The organism is Actinomyces sp. HMSC065F12 (genome assembly GCF_001814535.1).
Lineage (GTDB): Bacteria > Actinomycetota > Actinomycetes > Actinomycetales > Actinomycetaceae > Pauljensenia > Pauljensenia radingae_A.
Genome location: NZ_KV816983.1, coordinates 93,297 through 107,474, shown reverse-complemented (window position 1 = coordinate 107,474; position 14,178 = coordinate 93,297). Strand labels below are relative to the sequence as shown.

The 14,178-nt window shown below is 58.4% G+C and carries 9 protein-coding genes and 5 tRNA genes; 3 read left to right on the top strand and 11 right to left on the bottom strand.

Annotated elements, in window-relative coordinates; all coding sequences use genetic code 11:
• Positions 1-9: 9 nt before the first annotated feature.
• The 11 genes from HMPREF2975_RS06645 to HMPREF2975_RS06595 all read right to left on the bottom strand — a co-directional run bounded on the left by HMPREF2975_RS06645 (position 10) and on the right by HMPREF2975_RS06595 (position 7,627).
• The gene (locus HMPREF2975_RS06645; protein ID WP_058236591.1) at positions 10-1,236 is read right to left on the bottom strand and encodes a carboxylate--amine ligase; all 1,227 of its coding nucleotides are present in this window, start codon (positions 1,234-1,236) and stop codon (positions 10-12) included.
• A 4-nt stretch (positions 1,237-1,240) separates the two neighbouring features.
• A complete protein-coding gene (gene hemQ, locus HMPREF2975_RS06640) occupies positions 1,241-1,984 on the bottom strand; it encodes a hydrogen peroxide-dependent heme synthase (RefSeq protein ID WP_227469305.1) in 744 nt (247 codons plus the stop codon).
• Entirely contained in the window at positions 1,977-3,035 is a 1,059-nt protein-coding gene (locus HMPREF2975_RS06635) for a ferrochelatase (protein WP_083314467.1), read from the bottom strand. Before HMPREF2975_RS06635 ends, hemQ begins: the two co-directional genes overlap by 8 nt.
• Before the next feature lie 90 nt (positions 3,036-3,125).
• Entirely contained in the window at positions 3,126-4,412 is a 1,287-nt protein-coding gene (locus HMPREF2975_RS06630) for an MFS transporter (RefSeq protein ID WP_070726591.1), read from the bottom strand.
• Between the two features lie 6 nt (positions 4,413-4,418).
• A complete protein-coding gene (locus HMPREF2975_RS06625; protein WP_070726589.1) occupies positions 4,419-5,726 on the bottom strand; it encodes an amidohydrolase in 1,308 nt (435 codons plus the stop codon).
• 14 nt (positions 5,727-5,740) lie between these two features.
• Positions 5,741-7,159, bottom strand: coding sequence for a C4-dicarboxylate transporter DcuC (dcuC, locus tag HMPREF2975_RS06620; protein ID WP_070726587.1), 1,419 nt, complete (start codon positions 7,157-7,159; stop codon positions 5,741-5,743).
• Positions 7,160-7,227: 68 nt separating this feature from the next.
• Positions 7,228-7,302, bottom strand: a tRNA-Val gene (locus HMPREF2975_RS06615).
• 1 nt (position 7,303) lies between these two features.
• Positions 7,304-7,374: transfer RNA gene (locus HMPREF2975_RS06610), tRNA-Cys, on the bottom strand.
• Between the two features lie 16 nt (positions 7,375-7,390).
• Positions 7,391-7,463 (bottom strand) — tRNA-Gly (locus HMPREF2975_RS06605).
• 18 nt (positions 7,464-7,481) lie between these two features.
• Positions 7,482-7,553: transfer RNA gene (locus HMPREF2975_RS06600), tRNA-Val, on the bottom strand.
• A 1-nt stretch (position 7,554) separates the two neighbouring features.
• Positions 7,555-7,627: transfer RNA gene (locus HMPREF2975_RS06595), tRNA-Gly, on the bottom strand.
• Positions 7,628-7,860: 233 nt separating this feature from the next.
• Here HMPREF2975_RS06595 and glgX point away from each other — a divergent pair.
• Genes glgX through treZ form a run of 3 tightly spaced genes read left to right on the top strand, consistent with a single transcriptional unit; the run spans position 7,861 to position 14,178 of the window.
• A complete protein-coding gene (glgX, locus tag HMPREF2975_RS06590; RefSeq protein WP_058236586.1) occupies positions 7,861-9,972 on the top strand; it encodes a glycogen debranching protein GlgX in 2,112 nt (703 codons plus the stop codon).
• Position 9,973: 1 nt separating this feature from the next.
• Positions 9,974-12,481, top strand: a complete 2,508-nt coding sequence (gene treY, locus HMPREF2975_RS06585; RefSeq protein ID WP_058236585.1) for a malto-oligosyltrehalose synthase — start codon at positions 9,974-9,976, stop codon at positions 12,479-12,481.
• Complete coding sequence (treZ, locus tag HMPREF2975_RS06580) at positions 12,478-14,178, top strand: malto-oligosyltrehalose trehalohydrolase (protein WP_070726586.1); 1,701 nt, start codon at positions 12,478-12,480, stop codon at positions 14,176-14,178. The genes treY and treZ overlap by 4 nt, the downstream gene beginning before the upstream one ends.

Below are 14,178 nucleotides of genomic sequence, written 5' to 3'. Positions count from 1 at the left end.
GGCTCCTCCTTAGAATGAGCGGTCTGTGGCCTCAGGGTAAAAACGTCGGAACTTGCGGATATGGTTGAGCGTCTGGAGAGCGACGATCGCCGATCGTACCAGTGACGTTTCAGCGGTGTAGACCAGCGGATTCTTGCGCTTGCCGCTGCGCTGCAACGCGTGGACGCGTTGGCGCAGTTCTTCATCGCGCACGTAGTGGCGCAGCAGTGCATCGGGAACTAGGGAGTAGAGAATTTTGTTGTGCACTTCCTGCGGCTTGACGTGCTCATGGTCAATCAGGTCGCGCACCATGATGGACATGGGGTTCACGCCCGCAGCGCTCATGTACCAACTGTTGCGTCCGATGCGCGGATTGACTTCAAAGAACACGGCTCGGCCGTCACGCGGATCCACTTTGACGTCGAAGTTGGCAAATCCGCGATATCCGGTGTCGGTCAGAAAAGCACGGGCACTGTCCCACAGATCGTCGAATGGCTCGGTGATCATCGCAACAGGGTTGCCGATCATGGTGGGCGCATGGTCCTCGAGCAGCACGCGTGCCGACCCGATCATTGTCACGTCGCCGTGAGAGTCGACGTACGCGGTGATGGAACGCATCTGCGTGTTGTCTCCGGGGATGAGTTCCTGCACAAGGAACGTATCGTCGAATCCTGCCTTACGCAGCGTCGCCCACAGCTCGTCCAGTTCGGCTGCGGTCTCGATGAAATAGATCTTCCGTTTACCTGGGAAGTCGACCTGGTCGTAGGCGTCCCCTCGCGCCGCTTTGGCAACGACGGGGAAGTCGAACGGTAACGAGGGTGTCTCACCACTCCCCACGTTCACGCTGACGGTGCGAGGTGTGTCAATGCCAAGTTCGGTGCAGATCTGTGCGAACTGAGCTTTATCTGTGACGCGTTCGGTGACCTCAACGGGTGGGAAAGGCAGTGAGTATCCTGCTTTTTCAAGTTCGCTGTGATAGCGCCCGACGAATACCGAGTGTCGGTCGTCGTTCGCCATGAGTACGAGTTTCCTGCCGGGATTCGCAGCTGCCAGCCCGCGGAGGACTGCAAGTGTCTGCCGGTCATCCGCATGTGGCGGAAGTGTTTCCACGTCAAAAAAGACGGAGCGTGTAATCGCATCTGTTGGGGATGCCGCCAGGCAGATGCAGCGGCACCCGTAGGCTTCGTGGAATGAACGCCCGATGGCGTACACGCCGATGTCACCGCCGACAATGACGGGAAGAAGGTCTGTAGTCATCCTTCTACTGTAGCGGCTGGCGATCCGTCCACTCGGTCAGTTCGACGCGAGGCCCGGTGAAGAACGGAGTGTCTTCGCGCACGAATAGTCGAGCTTCCGCGTCGCGCTGGCGACGCAGCACACCCATGACGCGGTCGAGGCTGTCGGATTCGAGGGCGACCGTCCACTCGTAGTCCCCCAGCGCGAATGCGGCCAGCGTGGAAACCTGCACGTCCAGGTAGTCGACGCCGTTCATGCCGTGCTCTTTCAAGATGGCAGCGCGGCGAGCTTTCGGCAGGTAGTACCAGTCCCAGCTGCGCACAAAGGGGTAGACGGCGCAGTATCCGCGCGGCGCTGCACCGTTGAAGCAGGCGGGCAGGTGACGGGTGTTGAATTCGGCAGCCTTGTGTGCCGCCATTGCTGACCACACGGGTTCGAGAGCTGCGCCCAAGTCAGACGCAACGATCGCATGGTAGCCGGCCTGCAGTTTGTCGGCGCTGTCAGACAGTGCCCACATCATCAGGTCAGCGTCAGCGCGGTATCCGCCCACGTCATACCACCCTCGAATTTCCACGCCGGTGTCCCGCACGGCTCGTTCCATTGCCGCCGCCAAGTCGTGTGCGCTGTCGGCCGGCAACGGCACCACGGTGCGGAAGACGCACTGCAGCGAGTAATTGTCGCGCGCGTTGACTTCTTCGGGGTCAATGTCGGTCCGGTCGCGAGGGTCGTGAACCGGTGCCGGATGGTGACCATGTGGCATTTCACTCATGGGTTTCTCCTTGGTTGGGGTGATTAAAACAGGTTGGACGCATCTGGTAGGACTCACGCGGCAGGCAGCATTCCTGCGAGCATGTCACGGGCCACCTGATGTCAATCGCGTCGCCCGCTGCCCCGCTTCCGATCCGTTCGCAGACCACGTCAGCGAGCGAGGACACGAACGCTGGATCGGTGCCTGGAGTGGCGGCGCGCCGATAGTCCATTCCCAGATTGTCTGCAGTCGCCTTGGCTTCAGTGTCGAGGTCGTAGACCACTTCCATGTGGTCGGAAATAAAGCCAATCGGCGCGACGACCACGGCGCGCGTGCCGCCATCATGCAGGAATTCAAGATGGTCATTGATATCCGGTTCGAGCCACCGCGACTGTGGCGGACCCGATCGGGAACAGTACGCCAAATCGAATGGCACCTCTCGCCCCAGTTCGTCACTAACGCGTCTACAGATTTCCTCGCCCAGCTGGTGGTGCTGGCCGACATACGTGGGCAGGTGGTGGTCACCGGAGTTAGCCTCCATCGACACGGGGATGGAGTGCGTGACGAGGACAAGGTGCGGGTCGTCCAGCTCACGCATTGCGCGTGTGATGGAACGGACGTGGGCGCTGAGAATTCCCTGCGTCGTGTAATAGGGACGCACTTTCGTCAAAACCAGCTCACTGGCTTTGTCGCCCAGCTCGTCGAGCGCCGCAGCCAGATCTTCGCGGTACTGGCGACACCCGGAATAAGAAGCGAACGCTGAGGTGAAGACACATAGGACAGTGCGGTGTCCCAGGTCGATCAGGCTCGTCAGTGTTTCCGTGAAGTAGGGGTGCCAGTTGCGGTTTCCGACAACGACTGGGCATTTGACTCCTCGCTGCTCGAGTTCGCCAGCGAGGGCGCGCGAAAATTCGTCGTTGCATTCATTGATCGGGCTCTTCCCCCCAAACAGGCTGTAATGGCCGCCGACCTGGATGAGACGCTCGTCAGGGATCCCTTTGCCGCGCGTGGCGTTGCGCAAAAACGGCAAAATGTCGTCGGGTTGCCTGGGTCCTCCGTAGCTGCAGAGCATGATCGCATCCACGCTGGTTGTTTCGGCCTTCACGTTGAGCAATTTAAACAGAAAAGTGTGCTCTTCGCTTGGATTAGTCCTGCGGATGTTTTATGACTGAGCGTCGCTTCGAGCGGGCAGCGCCCTGCCTCGTTCGTCCATACCGAGACGAGCGTAGGCCGTGGGAACTGTCACGAGCATCCACACTGCGCAGCAGGCAGCTGCCACTGCGGTCGCCCACGCGCTCATCGTTGCTCCCCATGCGGCCACCAACACGGAAATCACGAATGGACCCACCGTCGGGCCCACCTGCGAGATGGCCTGCCAGATTCCCAGGAACCGGGAGCGGTTGATGTCCGGAGACAGGTCGACTCCCATCGTCATAACGGTTCCTGCGCTGAATCCGTTGCCGAACCCCACGACACATGCACTGACCATGAAGCTCACGACTCCCCCGCTCAGGGCCAATCCCACGAACCCTGCCGCCATGATCAACAGGCACGGCAGAACGGATGCTCGTCTGCCGAAACGGTCCATGATCGCGCCTGAGAAGTAGAAGACGGCGACATCCAGTCCCGCTGAAATCGCGAAGGTCGCTGATATGAGTTCCTCTGTGATTCCGAGGCTCGTGCCCACCAGAGGCACCACAATGATCTGGTTGGTGCGCACCAGCGACAGCAGAACTGTCCCCACCGACAGCAGCATGGTCGACACGACGTCCACGTGGGTACGAGGGTGACGCTGCAAAGACACCGGCGGCGTTTCACTGGACGATCGTTGGGACGCCGGCGGTTTGACATCCAGAATTTCGGGCGTAGGCGCGGTGAACAACAGGATCAGACTCAGGGCAAGCACGGTGGCTGCGATGAAGAACCAGAATGTGCCGGGAATACCTCCCAGCACAATGGCCAGCGACGCCAGCGCAGGACCGATCAACCGGCCGAGCCTGGACATTCCTCCGAGCATCGACATTGATCGTGCTCGCCATGTCATAGGCACGGATTCTGCCACATAGGACTGCCGCGCCAATTGCCACATGTCTCCGGCGATCGAAATGGCGACCATCGCGATAACGAATGCAACAACTGCACGGTTAATGCCGGGAAACCGCAGACATACCAGGGCGCATGTTCCGGCCAGCACAGCGATCAGCCCGCCGATGACGAATGATGAGCGGTCGCCGATGCGGTCGACCATCCGGCCGATCGGTACAGATGCGATGACACCGGCAACGCCCATGATTCCCACCATCGCCGATGCCCATGACTCGCTCATCTGCATGGACAGCCCGGCCAATACGACCACTGAATTGAGCGCACCGATACCGGTGGACCATGTCAGTGACGGGACGTAGACCGGGAGAGCCAGCAGGACAATTGGCGATGATGACCGTCGCATGAAGGTCTAGCGTAGTGCCATCACATCAAGCGCTGTACCGACAAACATACGTACGCCACGCACCATAGCGTCTTCGTTTGGTGAGAACGTTACGGTATGCCCAGCAGTCGGCGAATCAACAAGGATACGAATGAATGAAGCCTGGCCCCCATTGGACTGTACCCGATCCATCATGAACGAATAGTCTTCCGATCCAGGTGAAATCAGTCGGTTGGGCGAAGCGGGGCGCACCTCAACTTGTTCGGCTACCCGATCGATGCGCTCCATCAGCTCTGGAGAGGACTCGAGTGAAATTGCTTCTCCTGTTTTCGTGATCTCGCATTCGACTCCATGCATGTGCCCGGCATCTTCAAGAATCCGTCGGGCATATTCCTCCATATACGCATTGATCTGAGTGTTGGCGCCACGAATTTCCACCAGCATAGTGGCATTGTTGGCAATGATGTTACGGCCCGATCCAGCGTGGACAACACCCACGTTCACGCGCGTTTCTCCCTGTGAATTTCGCGGAAGCGCATACAGGTTGAGGATCGCTGTAGCAACAGCAGGCATCACGTTCCTGCCTTTTTCCGGAGCTCCTGCAGCGTGAGACGCCAAACCGGTGTAAGTCACGTCCAGTTTCGTTGTGGCCAGTGATCCGCCTGCGCCCGCGTATATATCAAACTCGTTGCATTGGTTCGATGCTGTCACATGAGAACCGAGCATGACAGTTACATCATCAAGGTGTCCGTGCGCGACGATGGATTTTGCTCCACGCACGCCTTCTTCAGCTGGCTGAAAGACTAACTTGAGGGTACCTGACCATTGATCGCGCATTTCCATCATCAGCTGCGCAACTCCCAGGCCGATGCTCGTGTGGCAATCGTGTCCGCATGCGTGCATCGTGTTGGCATGCACGGATTGAAAGCCTTCCCTGTTCGGGAAATGCTCTGGATCCGTCGTTTCTGCCAGCGGAAGCGCATCGATGTCAAAGCGCATTCCCACAACCGGGCCGTCACCGTTCTCAAGGATGCCGACGGCTCCGGTAAAACCGCCTTTCATGGCTTCAAGAAGTTCCTCCGGTGCACCTTCCTGCAGCGCTCTCTGGTAAGCCGATTCGAGTTCCTCTGCGGGAGGCACTCCCATACGGGCAGCCTCTTCGCACACTTCTTTACCCACACGAACGATGTAACCCAGCTCGCGAAGTCGCTGAACGACAATACTGGTGGTTCTGAATTCTTCCCACCCTAGTTCCGGATGCTGATGAAGGTCACGACGTACAGCGATGAGGTCGTCAGCGATCTCATTGGAGCGTGCGACGATGGTGTCAAACATGGTCTTCTCCTTTCTCAGTGAATCAGATACAGCCAGATAAAGGATGTGGTGATCTGCGTGATGTACGCCGCCGCCATCACAGGAATTGTGCGTTTTGCCAGGTCGACGGGATTGACTTCCGCCAGACCCGACACCGCGATCAATACACCGGAGATCGGCGACATTGAACGTCCGATGCCCGCCGACAGCTCCATCGGCAGAGCTATTGCTACAGCAGGTTGGCCAAGGGGCTGCGCCACCTGAGGAGCCAGGGGTGCAAAAGCGAACCATGCTGCGTTTCCCGACCCGGTAAGGAGTGCAGTCAACAGGATTATCAGTGTCATGAGCACTGTCATGACGACAACGCCCAGGTGCAAATTGAACGCTCCATCGACAATGAACTTGATGAATCCGATTTGCGTGAGGCCTGCGGCGAACATCTGTCCTGCGACGATAAGCGTGGCAATTGCAACGAACTGCTTCCCCATTCCTTGAAAGAACACTTTCATGATTTCGCTGGCTCTGCTGAATGAGCGATATCTGATCATTTCGATGATCAGGACCACCAACATTGATGTCAGCATTGACGTCGCAACATTCATCTTGACGGAGGAGATGAGATATTCCGAAAAAACAATGAGTAAGACGAGCGGTATGAGCGGCAGAACTGCATAGTAGACGGGGGTCTTGAGCTCGGTTTTTACACTGCCTGTATCCGGTGAGGCTCCTGATGCTTCCTGTTCGAGATTCGAGGGCGGATTCATTTCCGGCAGCGTTCCGGCTTTCTTGTCGAAATGACGCTGAATCAGCATGTGGCTGATGGCAATCACTAACATCGTCACAATTGCCACAGGCCCCTGATAGTCGATGAAGTATTTCTGAACGGTCATGGAGGATACCTCGGCCGACAAATTGGAGTTCGACGACGCTGGCCCGAGATCCAGGCAGGAGGTTGTCGCAATTAATGCTGCCGCGCTCAGACGCGAAATCCTCAAGGAACGCAGAAGGGGATACAAAGTCACCATAAGCAGCATTGCCAAGCCAGATGCAGACGGAATGATCATTCCGAGGCACTGTCCGAAAATATACGCGATTCCAAGGAAAATGTATGGCCTACGGATCCGCGACAGCGGCTTCATAGCGAGGTGCACCAGCATTGCGCTGGCACCGACTTTTTCCATTATCAGAGAGAATCCGCCCACAGCCATGATGATGAGTCCAAGACTGGCGGATGTGGAGGCAAATGTGTCGCGTAAGAAATCCACGACGTCAAGAACCATATTCCCCGTGGTTTTCTCGCTGTCCATCAGCGGCTCTTCAGACAGAGGGAGTGAAATGAAAAGAAGCAACAATCCTGCAAGGATCAATACTGTTTGTGGATGGTGTTTCTTAATGATCAGCCATGCCACTACAACTGTGACAGCCAAGCCAATCAAAAATCCGATTAGCGTCATCGCCTATGGCCTTTCGACTTCAACTATTGACTAAAGGGTCTCTTGAAGTCTAAGGCACATAAAACAAATGGTGGGCGATACTGGGATCGAACCAGTGACCTCTTCCGTGTGAAGGAAGCGCGCTACCCCTGCGCCAATCGCCCGAGGTGGGTACCGGATTCGAACCGGTGTATACGGCTTTGCAGGCCGCTGCCTCGCCTCTCGGCCAACCCACCAAGTCATCTCAGACCGAGCGGATGACGGGACTCGAACCCGCGACCCTCACCTTGGCAAGGTGATGCTCTACCAACTGAGCCACATCCGCATGCGTATGAATACTCAGTGGGCGATACTGGGATCGAACCAGTGACCTCTTCCGTGTCAGGGAAGCGCGCTCCCGCTGCGCCAATCGCCCGAGCGGATGACGGGACTCGAACCCGCGACCCTCACCTTGGCAAGGTGATGCTCTACCAACTGAGCCACATCCGCGATGCGCTTGTCAATCAAGCGACGCAGGGAAGCTTAACAGGTTCTGGCCCGGTTGGGGAAATCCTGAGGACTTAGGCACGGCGCGTTCCGGCATCGAAAACTCACCAGAAAATGTCGAAATTCCGCCATTTTCCGCGACTTTTCGCCACCTTCGGGCAGGAATTTTCGCGACCAGCTTCACAATTTTCCACGCTCAGTGCACTCTTTTCGAGGTTTCATGGCAATCTAAGAGTATGGATATTTGGCCAGGACATGCCTACCCGCTGGGCGCAATGTATGACGGCAATGGAACAAATTTCGCAGTTTATTCATCTATCGCGGACCGCATTGAATTGTGTCTCCTTGACGAGGATCGTCACGAAACCACAGTTGAACTCACTGAGGTCGATTATGACCAGTGGCACGCCTACCTGCCCGGCATAGGGCCCGGACAGCGCTATGGCTACCGCATCCACGGTCCCTACGCGCCAGACGAGGGACATCGATGCGACCCGTCCAAACTCCTGCTCGACCCTTATGCGAAAGCAATTGAAGGGCAGATCAACAATTCCAATTCGGTCTTTTCCTACAACTTCAACGACCCAGCGCAACCGAATCACGACGACTCTGTCCACGACACGATGCTCTCCGTCGTCGTCGACGAGTCCTTCGACTGGGGCGATGACCGTCGCCCGAACTACGGGTATTCCCAAACAATCATTTACGAGGCACATGTACGCGGCATGACCATGCTGCACCCGGACGTGCCAGAAGAGCTGCGCGGCACCTACGCAGGGATCGCTCATCCGGCGATCATCAAACACCTGCAGGATCTTGGCATCACGTCCATTGAACTGATGCCGATCCACCAGTTCGTCAATGACCCATCCCTGCAGGCTCGTGACCTGTCGAATTACTGGGGTTACAACACCATCGGATTTTTCGCCCCGCACAACGCCTATTCATCGTCGGGTCAGCTCGGCGGGCAGGTCACCGAGTTCAAGAACATGGTGAAGACGCTCCACGCGGCCGGTATCGAAGTCATCCTCGACGTGGTGTACAACCACACCGCTGAAGGTAACCACATGGGGCCGACGCTGTCACTCAAGGGCCTCGATAACGCGAAGTACTATCGCCTCGTTCCCGATGATCTGAGGCATTACTTCGACACCACCGGCACAGGCAATTCCCTGCTCATGTCCTCGATCTCGGTCCTGATGCTCATCATGGATTCGCTGCGTTACTGGGTCACTGACATGCATGTCGACGGCTTCCGCTTCGACCTGGCAACGACACTGGCACGCCAGTTTGACGAGGTCTCCCACGCCTCGACTTTCTTTGACCTGATCCACCAGGATCCGGTGATCAGCCAGGTCAAACTCATCGCTGAGCCGTGGGATGTCGGCTCCAACGGCTACCAGGTAGGAGGCTTCCCTCCCCTGTGGTCCGAATGGAACGGTGAATACCGCGATGCTGTGCGCGATTTCTGGCGCGGGGAGTTCTCGTCCCTGTCCAGTTTTGCCTCCCGTCTGGCTGGCAGTGCTGACCTCTATGAGCATTCAGGACGGCGCCCTGTCGCCTCGGTCAACTTCATCACCGCTCATGACGGCTTCACCATGCGTGACCTCGTGTCCTATAACGGCAAACATAACGAGGCAAACGGTGAGGACAACAATGACGGCTCGTCCAATAACCGCTCCTGGAACTGCGGAACGGAAGGTCCGACGGATGATCCGGGCATTCAGGAGCTCCGCCAGCGCCAGATTCGCAATTTACTCACCACTCTTTTCTGCTCGCAGGGTCTGCCCATGCTGGCTCACGGTGACGAAATCGGACGCACGCAGATGGGCAATAACAACGTGTACTGCCAGGACAATGAGCTGTCATGGATGCACTGGGATCTGGAGGACTGGCAGCGCAAACTGCTCGCTTTCTCTCAGCGCCTCGTCCACCTGCGGCGTGATCACCCCGTTCTGCGCCGCCGACGCTTCCTGAAAGGGCCGGCAACGCGCGGCGGTGAATCGGAGCTGGGCGAGATCGAATGGTTCACCCCTGCCGGCACTCACATGACGGAAGACGAGTGGAACCAGGCATGGGCTCGCTCCACGATGGTCTTCTACAACGGTAACGCCATTCAGGAACCCGACCCTGAGGGCAACACGATCACCGATGATGATTTCCTGCTGATGATCAACGCGTCTCCTGACTCCGTTGAATTCACCATTCCGAACCAGACGTATGGCAAGACCTGGACAACGGTGATCAACACGGGTGACGATGATGATCACAGTCAGTACCAGTCCGGTGACTCAATCACGCTGCCCGGCCGCACCACGATGATTCTGCTGAATCCGTTGGGACAGTGACATGTCTGATCTTCATCCCCACGTTCCCCCGTCATCTCGATACACTCCACTGTCGACGTATCGACTCCAGCTCACTCCGGATTTCACATTTGAACACGCCCGTGGTGTCCTCGAGCATATTCGCCGTCTGGGAGCCACGGATGTTTACCTCTCCCCTATCCTGCAGCCTGTCAAGGGTTCCCGGCATGGGTACGACGTGGTGGACCACTCCCATGTCAACGCGGAGCTGGGTGGGCGTGAAGGGTTTGAAGATTTTGCGCGCGCCGCGCACGCCCTCGGCCTGCACGTCGTGGTCGATATCGTGCCGAATCACATGGCTGTGCCCACTCCGGTGTGGCAGAACCGCGCCATGTGGTCAGTGCTGAAACGGGGCGCCGAGTCACCGCGCGCACGCTGGTTCGACGTGGCGACCGATCAGCCCATTTTGATGCCGATTTTGGGTGCGCGCATCGGCCAGGTGCTCTCCGCCGGTGACCTACACGTGGAATCAATGGTGGTTCCAACTGAGCCGGAATACGGTGAGCAACCTGTCCTGCGCTACTTCGATCACGTGTTCCCCCTGGCGGAGGGAACCGAGTTCCTCCCGTTGGAAGTTCTGCTGGAGCGCCAGCATTACCGCCTGGCTCACTGGATGGTCGGTGACGAGGAACTCAACTACCGCCGTTTCTTTGACGTGGACACGCTGGCAGGTTTACGTGTCGAGCGTGAAGACGTGTTCGAGGCGACTCATCACCTGCTGTTCGACCTGTTCGACGAAGGCTTCATTGACGCGTTCAGAGTGGATCATCCTGATGGCCTGGCTGATCCGCGCGGCTATTTCCAGCGTCTGAGCCAACGCACCGGCGGCGCCTGGATTGCTGCTGAAAAGATTCTCGAAGGCGAAGAGCACTTGCCCTCTGATTGGGATGTTGCCGGGACAACAGGCTATGACACCGCATGGCGCATCAACTCCCTGCAGGTCGATCCGCGAGCGAACATGCCGATGGGTGCCATCATGCAGGAGCTGACCGAAGATTCACCGGCGGACTTTGCGCGGCTCGAACACGAATCGAAACGGCAGATCATTCGCACCTCGCTGGCAGCTGAGCTGCACCGCCTGGCCTCGTTGATCTGGGAAATTTGCCAACAGGACCTGCGTCTGCGTGACCACACGATGCGTACCTTCGAACGCTGCCTGGGCGCCCTCGTGATGAATATGGATCGCTACCGGATCTACGTGGTGCCCGGATCCCCCACCCCGCAGTGGGCGCGCGATGAGATGACCGAGGTGCGTGACCGTTCGCTGCGCGAGTTGCGTGACTCAGGGTTTGACGGCATTGAGGACACGATGGATGTGCTCATTGCGCTCATCCTGGGCGACGAAATCGGCACGGCAGGTCTGGCATCCTCCGATGAGCGCCGCGACGAAGTGCCGGTGCGGTTCCAGCAAGTGTGCGGTGCGGTCATGGCAAAGGGTGTCGAAGACACCGCGTTCTACCGTTGGACCCACCTGTGCGCACTGACTGAAGTGGGAGGCAACCCCACCCATTTCGGTATCAACCTGGACATGTTCCATGCGTTCGAAAGTGCATTGCAGTCGTCGTGGCCGGCGACCATGACATGCGGAACGACCCACGATTCCAAGCGTGGTGAAGATGTGCGAGCCACACTGGCCGCCATCACGTCATATCCCAGTCAATGGGTCTCCCTCGTCCAGCAGCTACGTCTGACCAGCGCCGAATACCGGCCACTCACGCTTGATGGGCGCACGGAAAACCTCCTGTGGCAGACACTTGCCGCGACCACGTGGTGTGAGTCCGACCCGATGACGCAGGAGCGCCTGACTGACTACCTGCAAAAGGCAGTGCGGGAACAGAAAACGTGGACGACATGGACGCATCCTGATGAAGAACGGGAAGAGGAGCTGTTTGACTTTGCCCGCCAGGTACTCGCTGATTCCTCGATCACCGAACTGCTCACACGCTTTCATGAGCTGACGGAGCCGGTTCGCAACTGCTGCATCGAAGTGACGAAAGCCCTGCAATTGACGGTTCCTGGAGTGGCTGATGTGTATCAGGGTTCCGAGGGGCTGGCGACTTCCCTGGTTGATCCGGATAACCGACGTCCGGTTGATTTTGAACGACTCGGGCGGTTGCTGGATTCAGACGAGCAGACTCTCGAGGGTCGAAAAGTGCGCCTGACCCGCGGAATCCTGAAGCTTCGCAGCCGCCACCGCGACGCATTCGTATCCGCACACGCAACGTATACACCACTGGCAACAACCACCGGACATGCGATCGCCTATGCACGCGGCGACCAGGACGGCCCACGCGTGTGTGTCATCGCTGTGCGACTGCTCAGGGCACTGCGTCAGATCGGCGGCTGGGGGGATCATCGTGTCTACCTTCCAGCCGGCTCATGGCAGGACATCATGTCAGGGCGACGATTCGACGTCACTGACGGCAACGGTTTGAGCCTGGCTGATGTGATGAATGACGACAACGTCGTGGTTGTGGAGAAACTCTCGTGACGCGGGTGTGGGCGCCGGACGCTCAGAGCGTCGACCTTGTTCTGGCCGACGCGCAGCTCCCCATGAGCCGCGCCGCTGGCGGCTGGTGGGACGGCCCTGATCTGCCCGATGGGACAGATTACGGTTTCCGCCTCGATGGTTCTGACCCGCTGCCTGATCCGCGATCCTTCTACCAGCCTTACGGGGTTGATGGTCTGTCACGCAGTTGGGATCCTTCACGACATCACTGGGTCGCATCGCCCGGCACGTCCGTCCTGGGCAACGTCATCTATGAACTCCACGTCGGTACGTTCACTGCTGAAGGCACCCTGATCAGTGCCATCGAACGCCTCGACCACCTGCGTGACCTGGGGGTGACCACAGTTGAGCTCATGCCGCTGGCACAATTCAGCGGAGAGTTCGGATGGGGGTATGACGGCGTGGATCTTTTCGCCGTTCACCGAGCCTACGGCGGTCCGGATGCCCTCGTCGAATTTGTCAACGCTGCCCATGAACGCGGCCTGAATGTGTGCATCGACGTCGTCCTCAACCACCTCGGTGTGTGGGGCAACTACCTGTCGATGTTCGCACCGTACTTCCACCCCACTGCGACCGGACCGTGGGGGCCTGTGCTGGACTTGAACGGTCCCGAACAGCGCGCCTACCTTATTGACGTGTGTCGCCATTGGCTGGTCACCATGCATGCCGATGCGCTGCGTCTGGATGCGGTTCACGCCATTCACGACGAGACGGATCGACACCTGCTGGCAGAACTATCAGAGTGCGTGGCCCAGTGGTCGCACGACGAGGGGCGCCCGATGACGCTCATTGCCGAATCTGACCTCAACCAGCCTTCGATGGTGATGCCCACCAGTGAGGGCGGTATGGGGATGGACGCTCAGTGGGCTGATGACATCCACCACGCCCTGCACGTGGCGCTCACGGGCGAAATTGACGGGTACTACGGTGATTTTGCCGATACGCACGCGCTGGCAACCGTGCTGGAAAATGTCTTCTACCATGATGGTCGCTACTCGACGTTCCGCCACCAAAACTGGGGTGCACCCGTTCCTGCCACTCTGGATCGGCGCAAATTCGTCGTCTTTTCCCAAGATCACGACCAGGTTGGCAACCGCGCTCAAGGCGACCGCCCCAGCCAGGTGCTCTCCGACGCACAACTGGCCGCCTCTGAAGCAATCATCCTGCTCAGCCCCTTTACCCCCATGCTGTTCATGGGTGAGGAATGGGGCACGCGCACACCGTTCCGATTCTTTGCCGACCAGGAAGACGACGAGCGCGCCCAACTCGTGCGCGAGGGCCGTCAAAAAGAATTCAGTGAGCACGGTTGGAGCGGAGACGTTCCCGACCCAACCTCGCGCACGACTGTCGACCATTGCGTGCTGGACTGGAGTGAGCCGCGCGACGGCAGATGCCGACGCATGCTCGAGTGGGCACGTTCGATGATTCATGTGCGCGCCACGGCGCCCGGCGTGCGTGACGGTGTCTGTCAACGCGTCACTCACGAGGGTGACATTGTGCGCATGATCAATGGTGCTGTCGCGGTCGAGGCCGATATGAACGGTGACGCACTTCCGGCTGCAGACAGTCACGATTGGCCGCGTGAAAACGGTGGGCATATTGGTTCCCTGCTGGCATCCTTCCCTGATCAGAAGAGCGCCGCCGTGCGGGTCTGGCAATGGGTCGGCGTGCCTGACTGA